This is a genomic window from Virgibacillus ndiopensis (genome assembly GCF_900187325.1).
In the GTDB taxonomy this organism is placed as follows: Bacteria; Bacillota; Bacilli; order Bacillales; family Amphibacillaceae; genus Virgibacillus_E; species Virgibacillus_E ndiopensis.
The window spans coordinates 840,652-865,292 of sequence record NZ_FZMZ01000006.1 but is presented as its reverse complement, the minus strand read 5'-3'; the positions used below and the strand labels follow the sequence as shown (position 1 = coordinate 865,292).

The following is a 24,641-nucleotide window of genomic DNA, read 5'->3' as shown; positions in this document are numbered from 1 at the left end:
TTAAAGCATGAGAATAGCAATTCTAGGTGCTGGGTCATTAGGGACAATTATCGGTGCATTAATTACCAAACATGGCTACAATGTCGACTTAATTGATGTTAATCAGGAAAACATTGATGCGTTGAACCAAAATGGAGCCAAGCTGGTTGGTTTTCTGGATACTACTATTCATGTGTCCGCCAAACATCCCAAAGATTTAAATGATGTATATGATATTGTTTTTGTACTTACAAAACAAGTTTTCACACATGATGCATTAACTCCCATGCTTCCTTTTCTTCATAATGACAGTATTGTTTGTACACTTCAAAATGGTGTTCCAGAAGAAAATGTAGCGGCTATTGTAGGAAGTGATAGAACCATTGGTGGTGCAGTAGGTTTTGGTGCAACTTGGTTAGGTCCTGGTATTTCTGAGCTAACAACTGAACTCAATACCATGAAAAAATATGCATTTGATATTGGTGAATTAAATGGACGAATAACTGATCGTATTAGACGGGGCAAAGAAATATTGGATGCTGTGGGGTACAGTGAAATTACTCCTAATATTCAAGGAGTAAAATGGTCTAAATTGTTAATGAATACAACATTTAGTGGTATGTCTGCAGCACTGGGCTGTACTTTTGGAGAAGTATTAAATAATCCAGTTGCCATTAAAAGTGTTGCCAACATTGCTGACGAAACAATTAAAGTCGCACGAGAGCATGATATTCGACTAGAAGAAATGCAAGGGAGAGATTTTCAATATTTAGAGTTGAAAGATCAAAACAGTATATCTGACAAACTTGAATTTTATCATGATGTATGGAGGCCACACGCAAAACTTAAGGCAAGCATGTTACAGGATCTGGAAAAAGGAAAACCAACTGAAATTAACTTTATTAATGGGCATGTCGTTAACAAAGGAAAACAATCCAATGTTCCAACGCCTTTTAATCAATTAGTTTGTCAACTTGTCCAAGAAGCACAAAGAGAAAAGAAGATACCCGAATTCCAAGAAAATATTATTAATTTCAAGGAGCTTATAGATAAAAATATAAGTTTATCCCGTTGAGCGGATTTTTTAAAATAACATTATAGGTGGTGTAGATCAATGCTTATTGCCTTAATGATTTGGGTAGCGATTATAGTTTTTTCACTTACGTTAGGAACATTTTTGTGTTTTCGAATTGAAAAGCATGGGGTTAAACGCTGGGGAGCTACAGGAAGTTTATTTAGGTACGAACCAAAACGAGAGGAGTAAATGTGAATGCTTTATTTAATTGTTCTTGGATTTTACATGTGCTTCATTGTATGGACCTCAATCAAAAGTCTGAAGCAGGCTGAATCAATGACGGACTTTACGACTGGCGGTCACAGAATGGGGTTATTATTAGGAATTGGAACAACAACAGCTACATGGGTAAGTGTTGCTTCTGTTATGGGAGTACCAGGGTATCTTTATAGTAATGGAGTTTCTGCCATTATTGGATGGGTAGCTGGATGGTTTTTGGCAACTGCACTAATTCCATTAGTTGCTTATAAAATCAGAAGACCGGAAACTCCAGCACGAACCTTTCCGGAATATATTCATCACAGATTTGAACCTTTTAGAAAAGTTAGTCATCTAAGAACAATTGTTGGAACGTTAATGTTCATCGGTTATTTTTTATTTGTACATCTTCAGGTAGTTGGTTTCGGTATAGTATTTGCCACTATAACCGGTATAGATTATCAGTTTGCGATATTTGCGTTTTTAATCTTTTTACTTTTCACAAGCATTGGAGGGTTTTGGTCAGTAGCGGCAACAGATACATTAAATACTATTTTGATTGTTGTAGGGGTTATTTTAGGAGGAGGAGCTGTTCTTGCTGCAACAGGAGGATGGCAGAATATAATAGATACTATTTCCACCACAACCAGTCCAACAATTGTTGGTGGCGAAGCAATCCCAGAAGGTTCAATGATAACACCTGTTGGCACGTTTGGTTTAGGAGCTTTATTTGCAATCTTTATTTCCAACTCTTTAGGTGCAACCGTTTCTCCGCACTGGGTAACCAGAATGCTTGCTCCTAAAAATATTAAAGTAGCTGTTCTACAAATCATGGGATCAATCCTTATTTTAACAGCAATATTTATACCGCTAATTATTATGGGATTGGGTGCGAAAACCCTAATACCTAGTTTGCCAGCAGGTAAAACCACAGATTACATTATTCCAGTAATCGTACAGGAATATGCACCTCCTTTAGTGGGCGCGATGACACTTGTAGCTTTATGTGCAGCTGCTGTTTCATCGGCTAATTCAATGCTCTTACACTGTGCAACATCTTTATATTATGATGTTTATCTTAATATATTTCCAAAAAAGAAAATCAATGAAAAGAAATTTAATATGAATCTTAGAATTGGAATGTTTGTAATTGCAATATTTGCTGTGGTAAGTGCTATTACACCACCATGGTTCTTGGCAATGGGATTTACGTATGTTTATGGAGGCTTCGGAGCAGTATTTTTCTTAGTTGTCGTATTGGGGCTGTATTGGAAGCGAATGAATAGAGCTGGCGCATACGTATCGATGCTTACTGGTTTTTTCACTTATATACTTGCTCAAGTTATCGGTTTAACCAATCCATTCTTAATAGCAGTCTCAGCTTCTTTAGTAGGAGTTCTACTGGTTGTGTTCTTCACTAAAAAGCCACCTGTAGAAGCTTACGAACCGTATTTTAAAGCAGATGTCAGTGAATCCACCAAACAAACTATCAAAGATATACAAAATAAAACAGATAATAATATTACTAGTGTTAATTCTAAAGATACAAGAAAAAACGCTTAAGGAATGAGGATTTACATGAAATTATATAATAAAACAGCTATTATTACTGGTGGTTGTCGTGGTATAGGATATGCCACTGTCAAAAAGTTTTTAAATGAGGGAGCCAACATTGTAATAATAGACTTAAATAAAGAAGAGATTAATGATACAGTTTCCTATTTAAAGGATTACGGAAAAAAGGTAGAGGGAATCGTGGCAGATGTTTCCAACAAATCTTCGGTGGATTATGCCATTAATTTCACATTAGAGCGTTTTGATTCCATTGATATATTAATAAATAATGCTGGGGTAGTAGAGGATGCACAACTTCTGAAAATGAACGAAAGTCAGTGGGATAAGGTAATAGACGTTAATCTTAAAGGTGTCTTTTTAATGACACAAGCCGTAGCACAAAGGATGAAGGAGCAAAAAAGCGGAGTGATACTTAATGCTTCTTCAGTTGTAAGTTTATATGGGAATTTTGGTCAGTCAAATTATGTTGCCGCGAAGTCTGGAATAAATGGCATGACTAAGACATGGGCTCGAGAACTTGGCCGATATAACATTCGTGTCAATTCTGTTGCTCCAGGATTTATTTTAACAGATATGCTTAAAAAGATTCCAGATAAGGTGTTAGGCATGATGAAGGAAAAATCTTTGTTAAATGAAATAGGTAAACCTGAGGATATTGCAAATGCTTATGCATTTCTTGCGTCCGAGGAAGCGCGCTTCGTTACTGGAACTATTTTGAGTGTGGATGGAGGATTAGTTCCCTAAAAACATGATTATGAAATCGAAAGGTTAGGTGGGGCAATTAAATAAGGAATCATAGACGGGTTTCTGGGGCAGTTAGGTAAAGACAACTCACCAAAGTAATTGTGCTGGTTGAAATAAAAACTTGGTAAGGTACAAGTATTTGATTAAGATGGGCACGTTAAAAATGATACATCCCGAGAAAAATTATCCTTTCATATTCTTTACATTTAAAAATATAGGTATGGTAACTTTTGTTGACCATTGTTTAATTGACACCATGCGCTCTAAATTCGGTATAAGCTAAAGGGAGAAGTGCTACGAACACTTCCCCCTTTAACAGTACTGAGATTAAGATTGGTAGTTTTAATATGTACCTAATAAGCCATTCCAATCCACCAAATCTATTCCTTCAGCTTCTTCCTAACCTCTCTACCCCAGCCTTTCACGGCGTCGACAGTAACACCCTCCTGTAAAGCAATATCTTTCACAGACATATCCTTAATAATAAAGTACTTCAGCCATTTCAATTGATTCTCCGACAGATTGTCCTTAACTTCATCCCAAAATGGTTCATACTTTTGGAAATCCTCGGCAACCTTCAACAAGGGATAAACTCTCTCCCCATTGCGATAATAGTTTCCATCTTCATGTTCAGCATTATGCTGCTGTACAAAAAATTTCTGATTTTCCTGTTCCCTTTTCTGTTTTCGCATTAAGTCAATCATGCGATTACGGATAACATAATTGAAGTACGTTGCAAGCGGACCTTTATTTGGTTGGTACTTCTCGTATGCGTTCCACATTGCAACCAATCCTTCTTGATAAAATTCCTGATGTGAATCGTTTAATTTTAACTTACGAATGTGATAATATACTCTGCGCTTATTTTGTTCGAGGATCTCTTCAAAAGTTGTCTTCGTTTTCTCTTCCATTTCCTAATCTCCTTCATCTAAGAAGCAATGCTATTTAGATAGATTCTTTGTAGTTAACATCGTATTAGCTATAATTTATAAAAAGCATGAAAAGAAATATTTTTCCGGATTTACTAGTATTATTTGCTTAATATGCCAATGACTAACAATAGCTAATGCAATATTACAAACTCATAATTTTTAGAACAATCATAATAACGCAAACGTTTACAATTTGGATTATACAAAATAATCCTTCGCTTGGCTGTGATCTACATCACTATTAAGATAAAAAATTAGGTATTTTGGGTTATATTGTATGAATTAATGCAATTTATTGTGGATTTGGAGTGGGGTTGCTTAGTGTATATGTCATGCACTCTTATGTCCGAAGTATCTAAGTTTTTCCCTAGAAAGTTATTTTAGCGGAAAACATCTTGATAAAATCACACTCATTATTCTCCACCTTCTAAAAAGAGCGTAAAAAACACCCTTGAAAGAGTGTTAGATTAGTTGCTTAGATTTGATTTCCCTATATATTTTCTTTGCCATCTGTACAGCTTTAGGTTCTTCTTTATTTACACGATTAATTTAAAATAGAAGCTTTGTATAAAGAAATTAATTTTAAGCCATAGTCATTCACCACAACTAGAGCGTCTCATCCAATTTCTGAATCTTTGAGTGGGAAATTAAATATACATTGCCAAAAATGTCGATTTTGTCTCCCTTTGTACGTACAGCGCAATCTTTGTTCGACGCATAAATATTCATTTCTTCCGATAAGGGAGACAGTTCACTTTGAACCAGCGCAATGTTATTTTCAAGATCAAAGTGAGACAGGACGGAAAAATCGTCAAGGCCGATTCCGTCGCAAACAGAGCTTATTTCATCTCCAAAGTTTTTCGAACATAACCATTTAGCGGACATATTGATCGCACCAGCGCTTGCTCCCATAACAACGGCTCTGCTTTTTTTAATCAAATCCGACAATTCATATTCCATCAAAAAATCTTTTTGTTTAAGAATGCTTCCACCCAACAAGAAAATGACTGAAGCATTTTGAATTAACGTTTGTGCATCTTCCTTCTGTACGCGATAATTAATTAAATGATATTCATCAAACATAATGCCTGCCTGGTCAAGCCACAAACGTTCAGTAGCACCATCATCTTCATAAAAAGATGGATTCGAGCTAATCATAACAAGCGATTTTCTATCAGTTATATCCTCCTGTAAAACCCTGCCCAGTTTTTCTGGAAAAAAGTTGCTAAACCAACCTAAATAATAGTGAGTTTTCATAAGTACCCCCGTAGCAAAGTGTATATAACATTAATTTCCTGCATTACTCATTCTGTTTTCTTGTCACCAACACAATATTCTCGATATGGCCCGATGGACGCAAGCGTTTATTAAGCAATTGCGCCCCTTTGTGGAATAGTTATCCAGTATTACTGAAGATCAATAGTCTACTCTTTTCATCAATTCTTCACGTATTTTTTTAGTTCTTCAGTCTGTTCAAGTATGTTATTGCTAACTTTCCGTACTGCATCAAATACAAGAAAGATACCAATAAAAATTAAAATTAAAAACAAGAAATCCATTGTTTACCAGTACTTTTTACATTAATGCTTCTTATTCAAGGAATGCGCCCGATTGCGGTACAAGATGCTTACTTATTTACCAACGTCTTTTCTGCACCATCATAATAACGGTCGATTTTCAACCCATTTTTCGTATCTACAATGGTCATTTGTCCCTTCATTTCTTCTTCATCCACCTTGTTTCCATCTTGATCCGTAAATATCAATGTGAAGGTATGTTCAAAATTTTGATCGCCATCACTCTTTTTGATGGAAATGTTTTGCACGGAAATTTTATTGTTTAGTTTGTTTGCTACTTCTTGTGGTATTGTAAAGAACCTAATCTTTTCTAAATCTTCAAATTCCTTCTTCGTGAAATAAGACGAAAAATTGTCTTGTAAATCCATAAGCTTTTCAAAGTTCTTTACATCAACACTTGGGTCGTCAACATTGTATAGCTCTTTAATAAATTCCTCTCCAAGTTCCACTGCAGAGTCCGTAAAATCTGAGGAATCATCTTCTGAATTTTCACAGGCACTAACTAATAATAAAAGAGCAACCGAATAACAAAATAAAACAAATAGCCTTCGCATACTAACACTCCTTTTCAATAAACAAATTACTGTGATACTTATTACGGATCAATTGTAGGAAAGGTTTCTCTTGTTCAAAAATTTTGGCCAATTACATGAAAAATGAGCGCTAATCTTTATTCCAGAAAAGCGCCCGTTTGCTTAACAGCGTAAATTTACCCAACCTGCTTCTTTTGGAAAGTCTTTTCTAGTGAATGTTTGATTAGATAACAATTGTCGATAAGAAGTAATGGTACCATCGTGAGATACAACGTAGATTTTTTCCTTAGATTGGAGCTTACACCATTGAATAAACCTCTTTCCAATGGTTTTAAACTCATCTTCGGAAGTGCTATTTATTCCCTGGATCCACAGATCATTTGTTGAATTTTTTTCTATTATAAAATCAGGAAATTCATTTTTTATTTCTTTGCGGTCCATAATCACGTCACAAGGTAGGGTCTTCCATTCTTTCTTTTGCGGAAACATTCTTGGTGATACCATTGGACTCACGATTTTTTTACACCGGATACCTTCACTCCAAATAAATGCAGTTTGCAGCGTTCTCCTAATAGGGCTAATTACAACAAGATCTGTATCAGATAAAGGAATGTTCTTTCTTAACAATTTAGCTTGATCTATTCCTTCATTAGTTAATGAAGGATCTTTAATGTGTAAGCTGTTAGGTGGTTCTAGTGTATGCTGACCTTGGCCATGTCTAATAAAAATTAGATCCATTTCAACCTCCCACCAATTATTGCTTTAGATTATTTACTGGAACCTTTTCTTTCTTCAAGAAAGGCGCCCGATGATTTAATAGACCTTTCTGCTGATATTAGGGAAACAGCAGTGATTACATATTCCAATCCTGAATCCATTGCTTTGGTAACTTAATTCCAGCTTGTTTAAGAGCAACAAAATACTATCCTTGATGAATGCCTTCATGCTGTACTGAGGTATTTAACAGTTCCATGATGGATAAGTTTTCCGCACCCATTTTAATGCTTTCGTGGGTTACCTGCGTAAATTCAAACGCCAATTCATTCGAGGCTCTTTCTAACTGGTCAATTAGATTGTGTTCAGATGGAAGATCACCCGGAAATTCTACAAAACCGGTTCTTAATCCATCCCTGTATATATTCCTAACACGGATTATGTGGATGAATAGCTTCCTCAGTGATCCCAATTCTGTAATCAACTGAATATCCCATTTGGTTTCCGAAATTTCCTTTGCTAAGGCATCAGTCATTTTTGCAGCATAAAGAAATCCATTCGAATCCATGTTGCCTTCACCTCTCACCATTTTAATCCTAATTACTATTACGATTTAACAAATAAAAACAGTTTCTGTTATTTCGTAAACTAGACCCTTGATGCAATATTGGCGCAAATTCTTATTAGTGAATAGCGCCCGATTGTTTTACAATGCGCCCCTATCCCGATATAAAAACAACGTAAGTGCATTTAATAAAATGGTAACAATGACAAGTACTGTTGAAGCAACAGCTACACCACGCATTGTATCCCCCAGAGCAGCCCAGTCTTCAATTTTTACCAAGTGAAGGTTATAAAAAATTTGTAAACATATTGCGATAGCGCAAGCGCTGAAACTGATAATGGAAAGAGCAATCCATTTCATATTCTTCTGTTTTTTATCTCCCGCAAGATTAATAATAGGAATTATCCAAGCTACTAATCCAAGTATCAAACTGCCGATGTTAAGCCAACCAGCATCAATCATATTTCATCCCACCTTCATTTTTTCTTTCTAAATTTCTCCTCAACAAAATGGCCCTTTTCCGCGGGATTGGGCGCCCAGTCTTATTCCGGAATGGCGCCCGATTGCGGCATAGTCTTTTCCTAAATTAACTGGTTATTGCCTTACTTCTTTTTCTTTTTAGAACTTACACCAATAGTAGCAATAAAGATTACAAGTAATGCAGCCACAATAGAAGAATTCATCATATCAGCTCCCTTTTCCTTCTAACTATGTCGGAAAAAAATATTCTTCAATTGGCCCCTTATATGCAGATCTAGCGCTATATCCTATTCCATTCTCGCGCCCGATAGTTGAACTATCATTCATAGCTTAATATGTATACAGCCGTTATTTAATTTGCTTAAGGTATCTTGTAAAAGCCCAACCTTCTATAACTTCATCATTTTGATAATTAGAATAAAGCACATAAGACCAATTCTTTTTCTTTTCAAGAATTTGAACCACGTATCCAGTATTTAATTTCCCGGCTATTCTCGAATCCTTTCTTTTTGCTTCACGTACTATAAGGTTTTTTTTAGTGACTATTCTGAAATTGTTTGTGATTTGACTTGAGACATCCTTTTTCAATTCATCATTAACCCACTTTATACCGGCTCTTTCGGACTGAAACGTGCCTTCTTGTTCATGATGTATATATGATTGTATTACAGGAATTACTTTATTTTCCGTAAATTCTTCTACCGTTACCAACGATGCAAGAAACATTATTAGGCGATAAATACAAATTAAAAAGCTCTTAATAGGTTTACTTAATTTATTAGGATCTTTATTTACACTAAGCTCTTTATTTACTATTTCCTCTGCATTTTCATTTTCCAATAAATCATGGGCTTGCTCTATATCTTTATTAGTTAACTCATAATTTCTCCAATCTATTTCTCCTATTTTATCGGAAAATATAGCTAATGTTTCTCCCAACGACGCAATTTTGTCCATACCAAGCAAATTTCTTTGGTTTATTGTTTCCATGGCACTCGTCATTTTACTTATATCAGGGAAAGTTCTTTTGTTTATCATTTCCATGGCACTCGTCATTTTGCTTATATCAGGGAAAGTTCTTTTGTTTATCATTTCCATGGCGCTCGTCACTTTGCTTATATCAGGGAAGGGTCTTTTGTTTATCGTTTCCATGGCGCTCGTCACTCTGCTTATATCAGGGAAGGGTCTTTTGTTTATCATTTCCATGGCGCTCGTCACTTTGCTTATATCAGGGAAGGGTCTTTTGTTTATCATTTCCATGGCGCTCGTCACTTTGCTTATATCAGGGAAGGGTCTTTTGTTTACCGTTTCCATGGCACTCGTCACTTTGCTTATATCAGGGAAGGGTCTTTTGTTTACCGTTTCCATGGCACTCGTAAATTTATCTCTGCTATTATTATTTGACATTCTTATACCTACCTTCGTTTAAACCTTAGAATCATTCAAATGTCTTTCAAATTTATGATTTTTACAGCATAAATCGGGCCGATTCCGGCATAACTTTGCTCCATTATTGCGCCCGTTAACGGAACAATTTCACTTTTTCATTAGTTAGCCTCAATATGATTTTCTTTGTAGATAACCATTGCACTAAAAAAGAATAACGGTCTTGAAAATTTTATATCTACGACTTCAATAGAGGGTACATTCAAAATTAGATTATCAAAATAAATATATCGAGGTATCAGAATATGTTTCTGCATCGGAGTGTATGAAGATAAGTTATAGAGACATATTGGATTTGTTTATAGTAAAATATTCTTAAAAGGGGGAAGGTACTATCAAATTTGAGGTAACGAAAAACAATATTGTTTATATGGATATGCTTGCTGGTATTATGGCTGGGATGGTGCTTATTGAAGGATATGAGGATCATTGGAAGTTTTATGCGATATCTTTATTTATTTGGCTTTATGTGAATTGGATGTGGAACATTCAGGAAAAAGCAGATATAGACGAGAAAATCATTGGTAAAGCGAAAACATTATTTTACATAGGAGTGCCTCTTGGTCTGTTAATTTCGATAGTAATAGGGATAATTTAAAAATCTCTGTATTATTGGCAAGGGTTTCTTTATGTGAGAGAAAACCGTCTTTACACTCCCGAAGAATAAGCAACCATCCTCCATCCTTGCTAAGGGGTGGTTTTTTTATGCGTATATAATTAATATCGCAAAAAACATTGAAAATGATATCAATATTTTTCATAATATTAAATGGCCCTATTCATTAAGAAGAACGCATTTCTTCCTCCAGAAATGCGCCCTATTACGGAAGATTGTTAGCGAAAGAAAACGGCATATATTATAAAACCTATTATAAGGACAAGAATTAGTATTCCAGTACCTTTCCAACCCAGACCACCTACTAAATCGGAAAGACCACTTCCGTGAATGCTACTAGATGGATTTTTTAATTCCTCTTGTCTCATTCTTTCTCTTCTTTCCTCGGGAGTTTCATTTTCTCTTCCCAAATTATCCCCCCTAAAAGTTATATGTTTTACCCTATTCATAAATAGAGCGCAGATTTTTACTCCAGAATTGCGCCCTTTTCTGGAATAACCTTATCACTTAACAGCAATATAAATATCTATATTTCCATTTGGATAATACTTTTCAAAATCATAAGTATAAGCGCGATCCAATTGTCCTTCTTTTTCCTTATTCCAAATTTCATTCCAGGTATTCAAAATTCCTTGCTCTGAATCAGTGTCGACTTTAAAAACCTCATATTCTATATCCTCTGGGATTGTTATTGACGATTCATTTTTCCCTTCGATAGCAACACTCAATGAATAATCGCCTTTATAATCAGACTCATATTCATGATACAAACCGTATGTATTGCCTTCCTGTTGCGATAAGTCAGCCGATGCACCTTTCCACATATCCATAATCTTTTGCATCACCTGTTCATCATTGAAATTATTTGTTCTAATAGTGTTTATAAGCGTTAAATCCATAATTTCCACCCTTTCAATTTGTTTTTAATTTAATAAGCATTTTTCAACAAAATGGCCAGATTGTTGAAGTGTCATAATCCAGACTATCAACACAATTGTATCAAACTTTTTTATAAATTATCGATCTTTATTCAATATTATCAATCTTTATTTTAAAGCCACAACTGACCTCAAAAATTCCTGACAAGTACCCATAACTATCAAATTAGGCACTTCCTTGAAAAATAAATCCCTCTAAATTACGACGATATCGTTCATCGGATTTTTCCAGTTCGATTGTCGTTTCTAATTTTACTTGAACCCACCATTGTGAGGCAAATTGTGACCGCAATTGTTTAACTGTAAGGTTTATAGGAATTTTTTGTTTCAACAATGAATGTACTGCTTGGGCATATATACCAAATGTATAACCAATGTGAATTCCCGACTCTGTCATTACCTTTACAGCGTATGGATCATGTTCATTACCTCTTCTAATTCTGGTATTAAGGGTTCCCCTTCGTGAATTAACTCAGAACAATTTTTGGGTAATTCAGTGCGATGCCTCATTCCATTTACATAAAAATTAGACCATAACTGATTGCCATTCAAACGTAATGGCTCTTCAAAAGAATATTGATCCTGTGAGAGCATTCCCCGTGTCATACGAAGCATATCCATCCTGTCAGCATAGGCAGGCAAATTGAACTCTTCCAAAATTTTTTCGTATCCAACTCGAGATTTACCCGGTATTCGGCGATCAAAAGCAGGGAATAATTTTTCGGATTTGTACGTTTTCTCAAGCACTGGAAATACTGGATGCAAATGATAACCCTTGTGAATAGCTTCCTTTACTGTTCGGGGCGATTCACTTCGAAATGTATATTCGAACGTGTAAAAGTGTCCATCATAATTTAACGTACCAATGTGATAGTAAAGTCCATCTTTTATATTTTCCAAACTACCAACAACGATTTTATCACATGCATATCATTCCTCCTTCCTGGAAAAAGGTTTCAATCTTACCAATCCTAAATCGAATTAGTTTCTTTTTCAGTCTGATTCTCTATATTTTCCTCTCCTGAATTTTCCTCCTCTGGGGGGTCTACTACCTCTTCCGTTGAATCATCTTCTGTAGTCTCAACATTTACGTCATTACCAGTACCAGCTTCTGAATCTTCCTTTGGAGGATCAGTAGTATCATCTTTTCCTTGCATATTTTTTGACGGGCTTTCCGATTTACCATTATCCTCAGAAGGCACCTCATCTTCATCGTTCACTTTTTCTGTTTCTTTTGGATTATTAGTATCATCTTTATTTTCCACAACATTTTCTTTTGACTCATTTGATTTGTTTATTGTATTATCACTTTTACTAGAAACATTATTGCCATCACTTACACTCCACGATTCACCACTATCATAACTTTCATCATTACCCGCTTCAGTATCTCCCTCATCTTCCACCGTGACAACTTCATCGACTTCTTCCTCTACCAAAACCATCTCTTCCTTTTCTTCTATGAAGAAGTCACTTAGATCTGGCAAAATTTTTTCGTGCCCATCTACTAGCCTAGTAGAGTGATCATTAGCAGTATACTTAGCCTCTTCCGTTTCAGTTGCTACTGCTACCGATTTAGTTGGACCATAAATGAGGCTTTTCGCCACCCAGAATCCACCTGCAGCTAATGGAAGTAGTAGTAGAACTATGGCCGCTATACCGACTGCTTCCTTTCTGACATCCATTTTAAACCTTCTTTCTTTAACACAAAAAGAACTCCAAACATTTTCCTACTTAATTTGTCATAAATATTACCGAGTCCTTCACATTTCTTACATCATAGTAGTACTCAACTTTAATTACTATATATTTCTTCCCTTTCATAACCTCTTCATCGATAATTTTTGTTTAGGAAATTCTTTATACACATTATTAAGATCATAAGTTAAAAGGTGTATCTTCAACAGAAATAAACTGTCCCCTTTATACTTCCATTCATCGTTTTCTTTTACATATTTCATGACTTTTGTTCCTTGTACTGTCATTCCAGTTTCACATTTCAGCATAATAGAAGAATTATCATAATTAGTATAAAAATGTAAAAATATGTAGACGTAAGTAAAAAGTAATGGTACTATTTATTCATGTTTCATTATACTGAAATATAAATATACTTTAAAGGAGGGAAACGAATGTCACCATCAAGAGTTTTGAAATGGGTAACAGGAGCATTTGAGGCATTTCTAGGTATTCCAGCAGTTGGAGGAGTATTCATTGTTAGTCTTTTCTGGACGCCACTCGCAATTATGTTAGTTTTACATATTATCACACTAGTGTTGACCAAGAAAGATGGCGGAGCAAGTACTGGTAGTATCTTAGGTATTATAACTTCATGTATAGGCTGGATACCATTTGTAGGTATGATTATGCATATACTTTCAGCAATATTCCTAATGATAAATGCAGCCACAAAAGATAAAAACGTTGCTTATGACAATACTGCAACTAATTAGGCAATTATCGTAAATCTTATTAAAAGACTTGTACATATGACAAGTCTTTTTTAGTGGCTAAACAGCAGGTATAATTGATAAAATCGATCTCCTAAAACATTTTGCAAGCAAGTCCAATTAATGTTTGATTAACATCCCAAGTAAATAACCCCCAATTTCTACCACGCTATAGCTTTTAAATCCTTCCTCAAATATAAAGAATGACAAGGAAACCTTTCTTTGTCTTCTTAATACAATATCTTTTATCAACTGGAACCAAACTAATTATTTCTTTCGCTCTTCCTATGTGTGGTTTTGCTTTCAATTCTCCCCATGCTAATATCACTTTTTCCGATACAACAATTACTTCTTTAATATGTTTATCATTTTCTGAAACCCCTTTTTTTAGGATTTTGCAATTCTGTTGGATTAGGGGTTATTTGGGAAAAAATATTCACAACCTTTATAGATCCATATCCCCAGTTTAATGCAAAATTTATACATCTTCTTAATGTTGGATCTGCATTTTCCTGTTTCCCAACAGAAGGATTAAGCATTATAAAGGTAATACTTGGTTTCTTTTTCTCCCATGTACAGGTCAACACATACCTATTTTTCTTTTTGCTATCCAAGACACAATCAACAACCTCATTTTTATTCCCATTAAAAACTCCCACTAATTAAACCCCCCAGTAAAAAGTGTTTATTAATTTTTTCAAGCATTAGTTATGATATATGTAACCAAAAGCCAATTAAATACTCTTTACTTTTGCTATCTAAGAGTATTTTTAATGCAAAAAAGACTTATGCTTCCCTTAACAGTCCGCATAAGTCTGGTTATTTACGACTTAATATCAGCAATCATCCCGTGTACCTTAGCAATTTCTTCATCCGGCACTAAATAGTAATACACGCCATCAATAGTCGTTCCGCTACCCTTCACCATATAATTAACCATATTCTTTCTCACGTCTTTATAATTAAACAGCAAATCCTTCATATCCTCAAAATCCATATTAGTCGCCATGTTATTACCAAGAACATCAATCATGTCATTAATCTTATTAACCGATGCAATACTAGCCCCTTTATCAACAATAGCCTCAATAACTTGACGTTGGCGTTTCGTCCGCCCAAAATCACCGTTTGGATCTAAATGACGCATGCGAACATACCCCATTGTTTTAGCTCCATTTAATGAAATCTCACCCTTAGCATAATGATATCCTTTTTTATAAAAGCCCTCATCATACCAGTCAAGTTCATTTTGGACATTTATACCACCAACCGCATCTACCATTTCAGATAAACCTTTCATATTCATTTGAACATAGTAATCTAGCTCAATGTCTAATAGATTCTCTACTGTTGCAATCGACATATCTTTTCCACCAAAAGCGTATGCATGATTAATCTTGTCTTTAGTCCCTTTACCTACGATAGTTGTTCTAGTATCTCGTGGAATACTGATTAACTGCATCTTATTATTCTTTGGATCTAATGAAAGTACCATCAATGCATCTGATCGTCCACTATCTCCTGGGCGCTTATCAACACCAAGCAACAAAATATTAAGTGGCATTTGCTCACTAATTTTTTTCTTTCCAACTTTTTGGTCGATCGATGATACATTTTCATGCATTTTCTCGTTTACAGTGTCCTTTGCATTGTTATAAATAGAAAATGCATATGCACTTACACCAAGCACTAGTACTAGAATCACAGCTAAACTTATCTTTAGCCAAAGACGTTTTGGCTTTTTTCTTTTATCTGAACGTTTCATATCTGACATTGTTACATACCTCAATCCGTGGATAAATTCTAATATTTCATTAAAAACAGTTCTATTATACCATTTATTAAGAATAGATTACTAGTTACTTTTAGGATCCATTTTGATGATTACAATGCCATTCACGTGCATGAGAAACAATCGCTTCTAATTCCCAAAAAAAATGTAAAAATAAACAGGTTTATTTTTACATTATCCCTTTTCAAGTTTCTATCAATCCAACAACAAGTAAATATCCATATCCCCGGCTCCAGCAAATGCAACCGTCACATGAAGCGCCTGCATGTACCCAGATAATGAGGTGTTGCCTTGTATAATCGTTGGCGAGGTAATATCTGTATTAATTCCCTCTCCCTCGATCGTTGTCGACAGACTTCCAGCTAGCATATTGCCTAGTTCCCCACTAAACGATGCAAGCATTTCTCCTTCCAGTGCCATTCCAAACATCGTCTCACCTATCGCGCCGAACACAGTCTCCTCGCCGGACAAAACCAATTTCCCTCCTACATCTCCGGTGATACCAATTAGTACGCCAAACTGTGTATGCAAAGCTTTTCCCAACAATTGCGGCTTTGATATCTCATGTTTAATTGGTACGACTGTCTTCAAGGATGTATATGTACCATTTAACAATTCCTTTATGATTTTATTCCTTTTTTCCATCGTGATCTCCAATATGCCTCTCTCCTTCTTTTAAACATTTATAAAAATAGCCATTCTATGAATAGAATAGCCAATAGACTTTAATATATTACTATTAAGAATCAATACAATTGGTAGCCAGGCAATCATGATATAAGGATAAAAACCCTTCATATGGTAGACCCTAAGCTTTGCGTCCTACCCTTTCGAGTAGTTTGCCTTTTTTCAAATTATAGTTCATTTTGACCAGTACTTAAGTGCAAACGATTGAAATCATCCATTCCACTTTTTCCTTTTTCATTACTTGTTATTATTGCTCCCTTTTGTTTGAATTTCATAATTAGGTAAAATAAGTACCTCTACACGGCGATTTTTCGCCCTGTTTTCTTCACTTGTGTTAGGTGCGATTGGATGATGTTCACCAAATCCTTTGGCACTAAACCGTTCGGGATCTAGGTCTTCATTTTGCAGCAATAGCCGCATAAAGTTAACTGCACGTATAACACTTAATTCCCAATTGGATGCATATTTTTCGTTATGTATAGGGCGATCATCTGTGTGTCCGCTTACCACTATTTGATGAGGGGGATCGGAATATAAAAACTCCGATACTTCTCTTGCTATTTTTTCCCCTTTTTTATTTATCTCGGCACTTGCAGAATCAAACGACACATCATTTAAAATGGTGACTAATAATCCTTCATCCGTTAATTTTGTTGCAAGCTTTTCAGAAAGTTTATTTTTCGTAATATAATTATTAATTTTCTGTTGCATCGCCTGTAGTTTGGCAAGCTCCTGGTTTTCTTTATCGTTTTCTTTCTCTTTATCCTTGTCTTTGTCTTTTTCGATGTCTATTGGCATTTCATTTGGCTTATTCACTGGACTTTCCTTATTTTCGAATATGGACTGCCCACCGGAGAATTCATTCTTAAAAACCTGCGAAAGCTCCTTATATTTTTGTACATCTATTTCACTCATCGCAAATAATACAATAAACAACGCAACAAGAAGTGTAAGCATATCCGAGTATGGGAGTAACCACGATTCATTTATATGGCTATTTCTACGCTGTTTTTTCCGTTTCATCGATTTCCTCCATATACATTTTTTCTAATTCTTTTGATGGGAGATAAGAACCCAATTTATCCTTAACGACTTGAGGTGATTCTCCGTTGGTTATCGACAATATCCCTTCAATCATAATTAGTCTAATGCGAATTTCATTTTCAGATTTTTCCTTCAGCTTATTCGCGAATGGATGCCATAACACATACCCTGTGAAAATCCCCAACAATGTTGCAATAAATGCAGCTGAAATTGCATGGCCTAGCGCTTCAATATCATTCATATTACTAAGTGCGGCAATTAATCCAATAACCGCTCCAAGTACCCCTAAAGTTGGCGCATAAGTACCCGCTTGCGTAAATATAGAAGCACCCTTTTGATGCCTTTCTTCCATTGCATCAATCTTTTCCAGCATTACTTCCCGAATAAATTCAGGCGTTTGGCCGTCAATAACTAATTGCAATCCGGATGACAAGAAAGAGTCCTTTAACTCCGTTGTCTCACTTTCTAAAGATAGAATCCCTTCTCTGCGACTCCGTTCAGCCCATCGTGTAAATAATGTAATGATATCTTTAATGCTGTTATTTTTATCTTGTGTAAATACAATTTTTACGAGTGTCGGTACTTTTTTTAATGTATTCATAGGAAAAGCAATGCAGACAGAAGCAATGGTTCCTAATAAAATAATCAATAATGCAGCAGGGTTTATGATTGCTACAGGACTAACACCTTTTAATACCATCCCTACCCCAATACCAATAATCCCTATAATGATTCCAAATACTGATGCTTTATCCATCTTTTAACCTCCACGTTATATACATCTTTAGAACTAATAAAGTTATATCTTTTCTATGTAGTTATATCGACATAATTTTTTCAGATGTAAATAGATGACGCATTATTTTCTACTAAAATCGACAAATTAATTTACTGACAAGAATAGATAGGCAAAACTACCAAATTTTTGATAAATATTTATTACTTTTTCATTTTTCCATGCTATAATGATAGAAATATGGTTCACTATATAGAATCTCGAAGGAGGATTATGAGAATTGGCAAATAAAAAATTGTTCATGTCAGTAACCGCCAGTGCAGTGATCGCATCAGCGTTTGTTGCTACAGATGAAGCAGAGGCAGCGTCATATAAGGTTAAAAGCGGGGATTCATTATGGTCAATCGCGCAACAATTCGACACAAATGTTACATCATTAAAAACCATTAATAATCTATCAAGCAACATTATTTTTCCGAATCAGGTACTAGAAACAAACAAAAAGCAATCATCAACTAAACCTACCACAAATACATCTACCAATAAAACTACTACATATACAGTTAAGCCAGGCGATACATTAAGTGGAATCGCATTTAAACATAATATATCATTAGCAGATTTGATGAAGTGGAATGACTTAGATTCAACGCTAATTTATCCAGGGAATGTGTTTAAGGTAAGTGCTGGTTCAAGCTCTGATTCTTCTGGTGCGAATAATAGCGGAAATAAAGATTCTGGCAAAACTAGCACGCCACCTAAGGAACAAGTTGGATCATCAAAAGTTTATACCGTTAAATCAGGTGACACATTATCCGGCATCGCTTCACGTAACGGCGTATCCGTTTCTGAATTGAAAAAGTGGAATGGATTAAGCTCCGATCTAATTTTGATTGGACAGAAGCTGAATATCGGCGGGGAAGTTGCTGCAGACTCTGGGTCAGGGTCTGGGAATAGTGCGAGTGAAACGCCGGTAGCTGATGTTGACTATAATGTTAGCAAATTAATTAGCGTTGCGAAAAGCATGACTGGCGTTGACTATGCATGGGGCGGCTCCACACCTAGTGGATTTGATTGCAGCGGATTTATCTACTATACGTATAAAAAAGCAGGCATGAACATTAGCCGATTGTCTAGTGGCGGATACTATAACCGCTCATTTTACGTAAACAAGCCTGTTCCTGGGGATCTCGTATTCTTTGAAAACACGTATAAATCAGGTATCTCCCATCTAGGAATCTATTTAGGCGGCAACCAATTTATCCACGCAGGATCTAGCGGTGTACAGATCAGCAACTTGAGCAGTTCTTACTGGAGCAAGCATTTTGAAGGATATAAGCGATTTTATTAAGGTTTGTTTATAGTTTATGAAAAGCCGGTTTTTGTTAAATTTAATGAAGTGCCGGTTGTAAAGGGGAGATTCTCTGCTTAGGTAAAGAATCTTCCTTTTTTTGTTGTTATGGAGGGGTGTGGGGGTTGCGCGCTCGGGCTGTTGGATTGCGCGGTTGGATCGCTTTATTGCGCGCTTCGGCTCTGGGATTGCACGGTTGGATTGCTTTATTGCGCGCTTCGGCTCTGGGATCGCGCGGTTAACTCGCATTATCGCGCGCTCGGGCTCTGGGTTTGCACGGTTATTCTGCCTTATTGCACGTTCTTATCATAATATTGCACGGTTTAATCACATTACTGCACGATTATCCAGGATTGTTGCGCGCTCTCCCTTAACATTGCGTGTTAAATTTAGCTTTTCCCGTTTAAACTTGTCGTAATTACTACGCTTTTTCCCATGACTTATGTTTTTTCTGATATACTAATTCACTTTTTTGTAATATACGTGTGACTATACTTCTGGATGGCAGGCGTAAGAAACGTCTACACTCTTTATTACTTATGCTTGAGTTAATCAATAATAAATAATCTTTAATCGCTCTAATATGTGCATACTTAGTAGCTTTACCACATTTCGTACAATGCCAGGTTTTCCGTCTCCTTTCCATCCCAAGCCGCCCACATTCCGGACAGTGCACTCCTGTCAAAATATCCTTATTCGTAATCCCATACCTCCCCACTATTTCAAAATCAAATTCCTGACACTCCCACAACATTGCCTCCCCAATTCTCCGACTCTCTAACCGAGGTTGGCCGCTACGAGCAAATTTTTCATCTATCTCCATTACCTTCATCGGAATATATTCCCCATGCATCACCACTTCGGCGATAGCCTGCTTATCGCCATTGACTTTTATAATGGTGGAAGGGTCACTTACCGCAATAAGATAGTGCACGGGAATATCATGATAGTTTTGTTCATGTAGCCAGTTCGTAAGTTTGAGTTTGCTGCTTTCAGCTTGTGTAATAGGGTAGCGATAACCTGTATCTTTGTCGCCGTTGTTGCGGGTAAATTGTTTGAAGGTTGTATCAAAGGTGACAGTGCCATCATAATTCTTAACTTCAATTATAAAAATAGCATGAGGTGAAATGACTATGGAATCAATTTGAAAGGATTTATTGTTTGCTGCCAAACAAACATCGTGGAGGATTGTGAAATTGCCCGGGAGTAACTCTAGATGATAGTCAACCTTTTGCTCACCAATATAACCTTTATATCGATTGGCAGCATCTAATTGCATTTCAGGTAGTCGTTTAAATTGTGGTGATAAACGTGGAATAACAGCATCTAATTTTTGCAGAGGAAGTGGTTTAGTACGTCTTCTAATAATCATTGCATACTCCTTTTATTTAATTTTATTTTTGAACGTATAAAAAGTGAGGATAAACGAGGATAATTCAATTGCACAACAATTATAGCATTAGATAAATTAAATTAATATACTTTTTTCTTGAATCTTTGTTAATTAAAAACCGGCTATTAATAAAATGATAGGTTTTCCGCTGACGCAGAAAACCTTATGTTATTGAAGCTATTGCATAGTTAATAACTAGGATTGCGCGATCTACACATTTCATCGCGCGATTACTGGCAGGGATTGCACGTTTCTCTCGTATTATTGCGCGATACCCCCTGTACTGCGCGCTTTACGCATTTCATCGCACGATTACTGCACGGTATTGCGCGTTTCTCTCGTATTATTGCGCGATACCCCCTGTACTGCGCGCTTTACACATTTCATCGCACGATTATGCACGGGGTTGCGCGTTTCTCTCGTATTATTGCGCGATACCCCCTGTACTGCGCGCTTTACGCATTTCATCGCACGTTTACTGCACGGTATTGCGCGTTTCTCTCGTATTATTGCGCGATACCCACTGTACTGCGCGCTTTACGCATTTCATCGCACGTTTACTGCACGGTATTGCGCGTTTCTCTCGTATTATTGCGCGATACCCACTGTACTGCGCGCTTTACGCATTTCATCGCACGTTTACTGCACGGTATTGCGCGTTTCTCACGCCTTATTGCACGCTCCGCCCCCGAATCACACACACCCCACATTTTACCTCGCAATTACCAACGGAGATCACGCTCCCTACGCTTAAGCCCACCACATATCAGTCGGAGCTTCTTCTATATTAATTCCCTTCAAATTTCTAACTGCTGCCTTAAATCCTTCGTCAATCGACATAATCGGATCCTCATGCTCAATGCTGATCACATAGTCATAGCCATACGTTCTGAGCGCACTAACAATGTTAGACCATTCCTGGCTGCTGTGACCGTAGCCTACTGATCGGAAAGTCCACGCCCGAGTTTGCACATTGGAATAAGGCTGCATGTCGGTTAATCCGTACATGTTAACATTGTCCTGATCGATGTACGTATCCTTAGCATGAAAGTGATGAATGGCATTTTCCTTGCCGAGAATTTTTATAGCTGCAACGGGGTCGATTCCTTGCCACCACAGATGGCTTGGGTCAAGATTAGCTCCTATTGCATCGTTGGTTGCTTCTCTTAATTTAAGCATGGTGTATGGGGTGTGGACGAGAAACCCTGCATGCAGTTCCAAGCCTATTTTTACACCGTGATTCTTGGCAAATTGACCTTGCTCTTTCCAGTATGGGATCAGCTTGTTCTCCCATTGCCATTTTAAAATATCAGAGTACTCCGTTGGCCATGGAGTGACTGGCCAATTTGCATACATGGATGCTTCATTGGATCCTGGCACGCCTGAAAATGTATTGACAACAGGAACATTCATTAATTCTGCCAATTTGACGGTTTTCACAAATGTGTCATGCGCATTTTTGGCCACTTCTTTATTCGGTGAAACCGGATTGTCATGGCAGCTGAACGCGCTGATCGTCAGCCCCCTGGAATGGATTTTATCGAGATATTCTTTACGCTTATCTTCACTTTCCAGTAATGCATCCAATTCACAGTGCGCGTTCCCGGGATTCCCCCCAGTGCCTATTTCAACCGCTTGCAATCCAGCATCTTTTACATAATCAAGCATGTCATCCAACGACTTCTCTGAAAATAACACCGTAAATACGCCTAGTTTCATGTTAACTCACTCCCGCTTGAAATTTTCTCTTACACAATTCTTACGCTTGTTCCCGTTTCATTGCTTTTATAAATAGCTTCTATAATTTTTGTAACGCTTAACGCCTGCTCTGGTTTAACGATTAGTTCCGCTTCCCCTAAGCAACTATCCACAAAATTTTCCGCTTGAACAAATCCTGCCTTATGTTCATCGTACTCCGCCTTTGCAAAGCTTTCCATAAATGTTCCATGTTTAGGCTGATAAAGCTCATATGGATAAACGTTTAAACCACCGTCTACGCCAGAAATACTTATATGCTTCGTATCCTCCTTTATGTTCGCTGCCCATGAACATTCGAGCAAAAGAGACATTCCATTCTGAAACGTGATGTATCCAGAAACATGATCGTCAACGTCGAACGTTTCATGGTCAAAGGTTCCCCAATCATTGATTTGGTTCGGAATTTTGCTCAATCGATTATAGGTTGTCCCCATCACTTCTACAGGCTCCGGATTTCCTAATAACCAGAGTGCCAAATCAAGCAGGTGACAACCGTAATCAATCAAACTACCGCCGCCCTGCAGCTCTTTATTTGTAAAAACTCCCCAGCCTGGAACCTTTCGCCGGCGTAATGCCTGAACCCTCGTCACCAACGGTTCACCGATTTCATTGTTCAAAACTGCTTGCTTCGCTACCTGAGCAACTTCAGTGTACCGATAATGATAAGCAATGGACAAAAGTCTGTTCGATTTCTCGGAAGCCTCTATCATTTGTTCACATTCTTCAGTTGTGATTGCCATCGGTTTTTCACACAAAACATGCACACCTGCTTCTAATGCTGCAACAGAAATTTCCGTATGAAATTTATTTGGGGTACAAATCGTCACCGCATCGACTACTTCAAACATGTCATGGTAGTTAGTAAAAACATGATGAATGGTAAACTTCTCCGCTACTTCTCGTGCACGTGATTCGTTAACATCATGCACAGCAGTTAGTTCAACCTTTTCCGATAAATTTAAGTAGGCTGGAATATGTCTGTCCTGCGCAATTCCACCTACACCGATTAATCCCATTCGTAACTTGGTCATTTTCCTACCTTCTCCACCTTACTAGATTCCAAAACTGCTAGAATAACCTCCAGCGATTTTTTGCCCTCTTCCCCATTAATTAATGGTTCCGTGTCATGTAAAATGCAATCGACGAAATGATCAATCACATGTGACGTTGTTTGGCCACCCTCTTCATTCGATTGAATGCCACCCAACTCATAATTTACAACTTCTCCATTTTTATAAGTAACAATTAACGAATAATCCGGATGGTCTTCCAGTCGCAATGTAGCATTTTCACCATATATAATAGTCGAATTATCCTCCTTAGACGTGTATGCCCAGCTCGCTGCAAGTGTTCCAATCACGCCACTTTCCGTTTTTAAAATACAGACAGCATTATCATCAACATCCGTATCTGCTTTTGCATTCGTTTCCACAAAGCCAGCCATATCAACAAATTCCTCATCTAATAAATACCGAAGTAAGTCTGCCTTGTGTACGCCGAGATCACCCATCGCACCGATAAAGGCTTGGTCTTTTTTGAAGAACCAGCTATTTTTACCATCAGCACTCCAGCCCTCAGGTCCACCATGGCCAAAAGTCGTTCGGAAGCTATAAATTTTTCCTACATCCCCTTGCTCAATTAACTGCTTCGCTTTTCTATGGGATGAAACAAAACGTTGATTATGCCCAATCATTAGCTTTTTATTATTTTTGTGTGCTGCATCAATCATTTGTTCCGCTTCGTCCCGTGAGGTTGCCATTGGCTTTTCACACAAAACATGGCAGCCTTGATTGAAAGCAGCAATCGAAACTGGTGCATGGAGATAATTCGGCAGGCAAACACTTACGGCATCTGGTTTTTCTTTCTCAAGAAGCTCCTCATAGCTTGTGTAAGCATTTGCCTGATATAAAGCAGCGAACTCCTGCACCCTATTTTCCACAATGTCACACACAGCAACAATATCAACATGAGGATTGTTATGATATTCGATTAAATGTCTATTTTTTGCGATACTACCGCAACCAATAACAGCAACACGTAATGTTGACATATTTAACT

Annotated in this window: 29 protein-coding genes and 1 riboswitch; of the genes, 7 read left to right on the top strand and 22 right to left on the bottom strand. The window is 36.9% G+C overall.

Features of this window, described 5'->3' with window-relative positions; translation table 11 throughout:
* Positions 1-7: 7 nt before the first annotated feature.
* Genes CS937_RS16675 through CS937_RS16665 form a run of 4 tightly spaced genes read left to right on the top strand, consistent with a single transcriptional unit; the run spans position 8 to position 3,571 of the window.
* The gene (locus CS937_RS16675) at positions 8-1,054 is read left to right on the top strand and encodes a ketopantoate reductase family protein (RefSeq protein ID WP_099159597.1); all 1,047 of its coding nucleotides are present in this window, start codon (positions 8-10) and stop codon (positions 1,052-1,054) included.
* 39 nt (positions 1,055-1,093) lie between these two features.
* Positions 1,094-1,243: a hypothetical protein gene (locus tag CS937_RS19565; RefSeq protein ID WP_176555868.1), complete on the top strand. Its 150-nt coding sequence runs from the start codon at positions 1,094-1,096 to the stop codon at positions 1,241-1,243.
* A 6-nt stretch (positions 1,244-1,249) separates the two neighbouring features.
* Complete coding sequence (locus tag CS937_RS16670) at positions 1,250-2,815, top strand: sodium:solute symporter family protein (RefSeq protein WP_099159596.1); 1,566 nt, start codon at positions 1,250-1,252, stop codon at positions 2,813-2,815.
* A gap of 15 nt (positions 2,816-2,830) precedes the next feature.
* A complete protein-coding gene (locus CS937_RS16665) occupies positions 2,831-3,571 on the top strand; it encodes an SDR family NAD(P)-dependent oxidoreductase (RefSeq protein ID WP_099159595.1) in 741 nt (246 codons plus the stop codon).
* 380 nt (positions 3,572-3,951) lie between these two features.
* On the opposite strand, the gene CS937_RS16660 is transcribed toward CS937_RS16665, so the two are convergent.
* The 7 genes from CS937_RS16660 to CS937_RS16630 all read right to left on the bottom strand — a co-directional run bounded on the left by CS937_RS16660 (position 3,952) and on the right by CS937_RS16630 (position 9,740).
* Positions 3,952-4,482 carry a sigma-70 family RNA polymerase sigma factor gene (locus CS937_RS16660; protein WP_099159594.1) on the bottom strand — a complete coding sequence of 177 codons (531 nt, stop codon included), beginning with the start codon at positions 4,480-4,482 and terminating at the stop codon, positions 3,952-3,954.
* Between the two features lie 627 nt (positions 4,483-5,109).
* Positions 5,110-5,760 (bottom strand): Type 1 glutamine amidotransferase-like domain-containing protein, encoded by a 651-nt coding sequence (locus CS937_RS16655; protein WP_099159593.1) that lies wholly within the window; start codon positions 5,758-5,760, stop codon positions 5,110-5,112.
* A gap of 370 nt (positions 5,761-6,130) precedes the next feature.
* Positions 6,131-6,634, bottom strand: a complete 504-nt coding sequence (locus tag CS937_RS16650; protein ID WP_099159592.1) for a hypothetical protein — start codon at positions 6,632-6,634, stop codon at positions 6,131-6,133.
* A 141-nt stretch (positions 6,635-6,775) separates the two neighbouring features.
* On the bottom strand, positions 6,776-7,351 hold the full coding sequence (locus CS937_RS16645) for a histidine phosphatase family protein (protein ID WP_099159591.1): 576 nt from the start codon (positions 7,349-7,351) through the stop codon (positions 6,776-6,778).
* 184 nt (positions 7,352-7,535) lie between these two features.
* The gene (locus CS937_RS16640) at positions 7,536-7,895 is read right to left on the bottom strand and encodes a DinB family protein (protein ID WP_245835773.1); all 360 of its coding nucleotides are present in this window, start codon (positions 7,893-7,895) and stop codon (positions 7,536-7,538) included.
* Between the two features lie 138 nt (positions 7,896-8,033).
* Positions 8,034-8,354 carry a hypothetical protein gene (locus CS937_RS16635; RefSeq protein ID WP_099159590.1) on the bottom strand — a complete coding sequence of 107 codons (321 nt, stop codon included), beginning with the start codon at positions 8,352-8,354 and terminating at the stop codon, positions 8,034-8,036.
* 366 nt (positions 8,355-8,720) lie between these two features.
* Complete coding sequence (locus CS937_RS16630) at positions 8,721-9,740, bottom strand: SH3 domain-containing protein (RefSeq protein WP_176555867.1); 1,020 nt, start codon at positions 9,738-9,740, stop codon at positions 8,721-8,723.
* Between the two features lie 448 nt (positions 9,741-10,188).
* Between CS937_RS16630 and CS937_RS16625 the strand changes: the two genes are divergently transcribed.
* Complete coding sequence (locus CS937_RS16625; RefSeq protein WP_099159588.1) at positions 10,189-10,416, top strand: hypothetical protein; 228 nt, start codon at positions 10,189-10,191, stop codon at positions 10,414-10,416.
* A 236-nt stretch (positions 10,417-10,652) separates the two neighbouring features.
* Here CS937_RS16625 and CS937_RS16620 read toward each other — a convergent pair whose 3' ends face one another.
* The 5 genes from CS937_RS16620 to CS937_RS16600 form a co-directional block, all read right to left on the bottom strand.
* Positions 10,653-10,844: a DUF6366 family protein gene (locus tag CS937_RS16620; RefSeq protein WP_099159587.1), complete on the bottom strand. Its 192-nt coding sequence runs from the start codon at positions 10,842-10,844 to the stop codon at positions 10,653-10,655.
* A 93-nt stretch (positions 10,845-10,937) separates the two neighbouring features.
* Positions 10,938-11,333, bottom strand: a complete 396-nt coding sequence (locus tag CS937_RS16615) for an effector binding domain-containing protein (protein WP_099159586.1) — start codon at positions 11,331-11,333, stop codon at positions 10,938-10,940.
* A 205-nt stretch (positions 11,334-11,538) separates the two neighbouring features.
* A complete protein-coding gene (locus CS937_RS16610; RefSeq protein ID WP_176555866.1) occupies positions 11,539-11,706 on the bottom strand; it encodes a hypothetical protein in 168 nt (55 codons plus the stop codon).
* A 68-nt stretch (positions 11,707-11,774) separates the two neighbouring features.
* The gene (locus tag CS937_RS16605) at positions 11,775-12,272 is read right to left on the bottom strand and encodes a hypothetical protein (RefSeq protein WP_099159584.1); all 498 of its coding nucleotides are present in this window, start codon (positions 12,270-12,272) and stop codon (positions 11,775-11,777) included.
* A gap of 71 nt (positions 12,273-12,343) precedes the next feature.
* On the bottom strand, positions 12,344-13,057 hold the full coding sequence (locus tag CS937_RS16600) for a hypothetical protein (RefSeq protein ID WP_099159583.1): 714 nt from the start codon (positions 13,055-13,057) through the stop codon (positions 12,344-12,346).
* A gap of 447 nt (positions 13,058-13,504) precedes the next feature.
* Here CS937_RS16600 and CS937_RS16595 point away from each other — a divergent pair, with 447 nt between their 5' ends.
* Positions 13,505-13,825 carry a hypothetical protein gene (locus tag CS937_RS16595; protein WP_099159582.1) on the top strand — a complete coding sequence of 107 codons (321 nt, stop codon included), beginning with the start codon at positions 13,505-13,507 and terminating at the stop codon, positions 13,823-13,825.
* A gap of 187 nt (positions 13,826-14,012) precedes the next feature.
* Here the strand turns inward: CS937_RS16595 and CS937_RS20025 are convergent, their stop codons facing one another.
* From CS937_RS20025 to motA, 6 genes are all read right to left on the bottom strand, one after another.
* Positions 14,013-14,150 carry a hypothetical protein gene (locus CS937_RS20025; RefSeq protein ID WP_425445475.1) on the bottom strand — a complete coding sequence of 46 codons (138 nt, stop codon included), beginning with the start codon at positions 14,148-14,150 and terminating at the stop codon, positions 14,013-14,015.
* A 37-nt stretch (positions 14,151-14,187) separates the two neighbouring features.
* Complete coding sequence (locus CS937_RS16585) at positions 14,188-14,481, bottom strand: DUF1643 domain-containing protein (protein ID WP_099159580.1); 294 nt, start codon at positions 14,479-14,481, stop codon at positions 14,188-14,190.
* 164 nt (positions 14,482-14,645) lie between these two features.
* The gene (locus CS937_RS16580) at positions 14,646-15,596 is read right to left on the bottom strand and encodes an LCP family glycopolymer transferase (protein WP_099159579.1); all 951 of its coding nucleotides are present in this window, start codon (positions 15,594-15,596) and stop codon (positions 14,646-14,648) included.
* 213 nt (positions 15,597-15,809) lie between these two features.
* Positions 15,810-16,271, bottom strand: coding sequence for a chemotaxis protein CheX (locus CS937_RS16575; RefSeq protein WP_099159578.1), 462 nt, complete (start codon positions 16,269-16,271; stop codon positions 15,810-15,812).
* 97 nt (positions 16,272-16,368) lie between these two features.
* Positions 16,369-16,468, bottom strand: a riboswitch (cyclic di-GMP riboswitch).
* Positions 16,469-16,538: 70 nt separating this feature from the next.
* On the bottom strand, positions 16,539-17,324 hold the full coding sequence (gene motB, locus CS937_RS16570; protein WP_099159577.1) for a flagellar motor protein MotB: 786 nt from the start codon (positions 17,322-17,324) through the stop codon (positions 16,539-16,541).
* A complete protein-coding gene (gene motA / locus CS937_RS16565; protein ID WP_099159576.1) occupies positions 17,302-18,102 on the bottom strand; it encodes a flagellar motor stator protein MotA in 801 nt (266 codons plus the stop codon). Before motA ends, motB begins: the two co-directional genes overlap by 23 nt.
* 259 nt (positions 18,103-18,361) lie before the next feature.
* On the opposite strand from motA, the gene CS937_RS16560 reads away from it, so the two are divergent.
* Complete coding sequence (locus CS937_RS16560) at positions 18,362-19,432, top strand: C40 family peptidase (RefSeq protein WP_099159575.1); 1,071 nt, start codon at positions 18,362-18,364, stop codon at positions 19,430-19,432.
* Between the two features lie 421 nt (positions 19,433-19,853).
* On the opposite strand, the gene CS937_RS16555 is transcribed toward CS937_RS16560, so the two are convergent.
* The 4 genes from CS937_RS16555 to CS937_RS16540 form a co-directional block, all read right to left on the bottom strand.
* Positions 19,854-20,804 (bottom strand): NERD domain-containing protein, encoded by a 951-nt coding sequence (locus tag CS937_RS16555; protein WP_099159574.1) that lies wholly within the window; start codon positions 20,802-20,804, stop codon positions 19,854-19,856.
* Positions 20,805-21,575: 771 nt separating this feature from the next.
* Entirely contained in the window at positions 21,576-22,544 is a 969-nt protein-coding gene (locus CS937_RS16550; protein WP_099159573.1) for a sugar phosphate isomerase/epimerase family protein, read from the bottom strand.
* Positions 22,545-22,573: 29 nt separating this feature from the next.
* Positions 22,574-23,614, bottom strand: a complete 1,041-nt coding sequence (locus CS937_RS16545) for a Gfo/Idh/MocA family protein (RefSeq protein ID WP_099159572.1) — start codon at positions 23,612-23,614, stop codon at positions 22,574-22,576.
* The gene (locus CS937_RS16540) at positions 23,611-24,633 is read right to left on the bottom strand and encodes a Gfo/Idh/MocA family protein (RefSeq protein WP_099159571.1); all 1,023 of its coding nucleotides are present in this window, start codon (positions 24,631-24,633) and stop codon (positions 23,611-23,613) included. Before CS937_RS16540 ends, CS937_RS16545 begins: the two co-directional genes overlap by 4 nt.
* Positions 24,634-24,641 lie beyond the last annotated feature (8 nt).

Excerpts from the sequence above, each read along its gene's own strand:
- CS937_RS16675 (WP_099159597.1), top strand. The coding sequence starts at position 8 with ATGAGAATAGCAATTCTAGGTGCTGGGTCATTAGGGACAATTATCGGT.
- CS937_RS19565 (WP_176555868.1), top strand. The coding sequence starts at position 1,094 with ATGCTTATTGCCTTAATGATTTGGGTAGCGATTATAGTTTTTTCACTT.
- CS937_RS16670 (WP_099159596.1), top strand. The coding sequence starts at position 1,250 with ATGCTTTATTTAATTGTTCTTGGATTTTACATGTGCTTCATTGTATGG.
- CS937_RS16665 (WP_099159595.1), top strand. The coding sequence starts at position 2,831 with ATGAAATTATATAATAAAACAGCTATTATTACTGGTGGTTGTCGTGGT.
- CS937_RS16660 (WP_099159594.1), bottom strand. The coding sequence starts at position 4,482 with ATGGAAGAGAAAACGAAGACAACTTTTGAAGAGATCCTCGAACAAAAT.
- CS937_RS16655 (WP_099159593.1), bottom strand. The coding sequence starts at position 5,760 with ATGAAAACTCACTATTATTTAGGTTGGTTTAGCAACTTTTTTCCAGAA.
- CS937_RS16650 (WP_099159592.1), bottom strand. The coding sequence starts at position 6,634 with ATGCGAAGGCTATTTGTTTTATTTTGTTATTCGGTTGCTCTTTTATTA.
- CS937_RS16645 (WP_099159591.1), bottom strand. The coding sequence starts at position 7,351 with ATGGATCTAATTTTTATTAGACATGGCCAAGGTCAGCATACACTAGAA.
- CS937_RS16640 (WP_245835773.1), bottom strand. The coding sequence starts at position 7,895 with ATGGATTCGAATGGATTTCTTTATGCTGCAAAAATGACTGATGCCTTA.
- CS937_RS16635 (WP_099159590.1), bottom strand. The coding sequence starts at position 8,354 with ATGATTGATGCTGGTTGGCTTAACATCGGCAGTTTGATACTTGGATTA.
- CS937_RS16630 (WP_176555867.1), bottom strand. The coding sequence starts at position 9,740 with ATGGAAACGGTAAACAAAAGACCCTTCCCTGATATAAGCAAAGTGACG.
- CS937_RS16625 (WP_099159588.1), top strand. The coding sequence starts at position 10,189 with ATGGATATGCTTGCTGGTATTATGGCTGGGATGGTGCTTATTGAAGGA.
- CS937_RS16615 (WP_099159586.1), bottom strand. The coding sequence starts at position 11,333 with ATGGATTTAACGCTTATAAACACTATTAGAACAAATAATTTCAATGAT.
- CS937_RS16600 (WP_099159583.1), bottom strand. The coding sequence starts at position 13,057 with ATGGATGTCAGAAAGGAAGCAGTCGGTATAGCGGCCATAGTTCTACTA.
- CS937_RS16595 (WP_099159582.1), top strand. The coding sequence starts at position 13,505 with ATGTCACCATCAAGAGTTTTGAAATGGGTAACAGGAGCATTTGAGGCA.
- CS937_RS16580 (WP_099159579.1), bottom strand. The coding sequence starts at position 15,596 with ATGTCAGATATGAAACGTTCAGATAAAAGAAAAAAGCCAAAACGTCTT.
- motB (WP_099159577.1), bottom strand. The coding sequence starts at position 17,324 with ATGAAACGGAAAAAACAGCGTAGAAATAGCCATATAAATGAATCGTGG.
- motA (WP_099159576.1), bottom strand. The coding sequence starts at position 18,102 with ATGGATAAAGCATCAGTATTTGGAATCATTATAGGGATTATTGGTATT.
- CS937_RS16555 (WP_099159574.1), bottom strand. The coding sequence starts at position 20,804 with ATGATTATTAGAAGACGTACTAAACCACTTCCTCTGCAAAAATTAGAT.
- CS937_RS16550 (WP_099159573.1), bottom strand. The coding sequence starts at position 22,544 with ATGAAACTAGGCGTATTTACGGTGTTATTTTCAGAGAAGTCGTTGGAT.
- CS937_RS16545 (WP_099159572.1), bottom strand. The coding sequence starts at position 23,614 with ATGACCAAGTTACGAATGGGATTAATCGGTGTAGGTGGAATTGCGCAG.
- CS937_RS16540 (WP_099159571.1), bottom strand. The coding sequence starts at position 24,633 with ATGTCAACATTACGTGTTGCTGTTATTGGTTGCGGTAGTATCGCAAAA.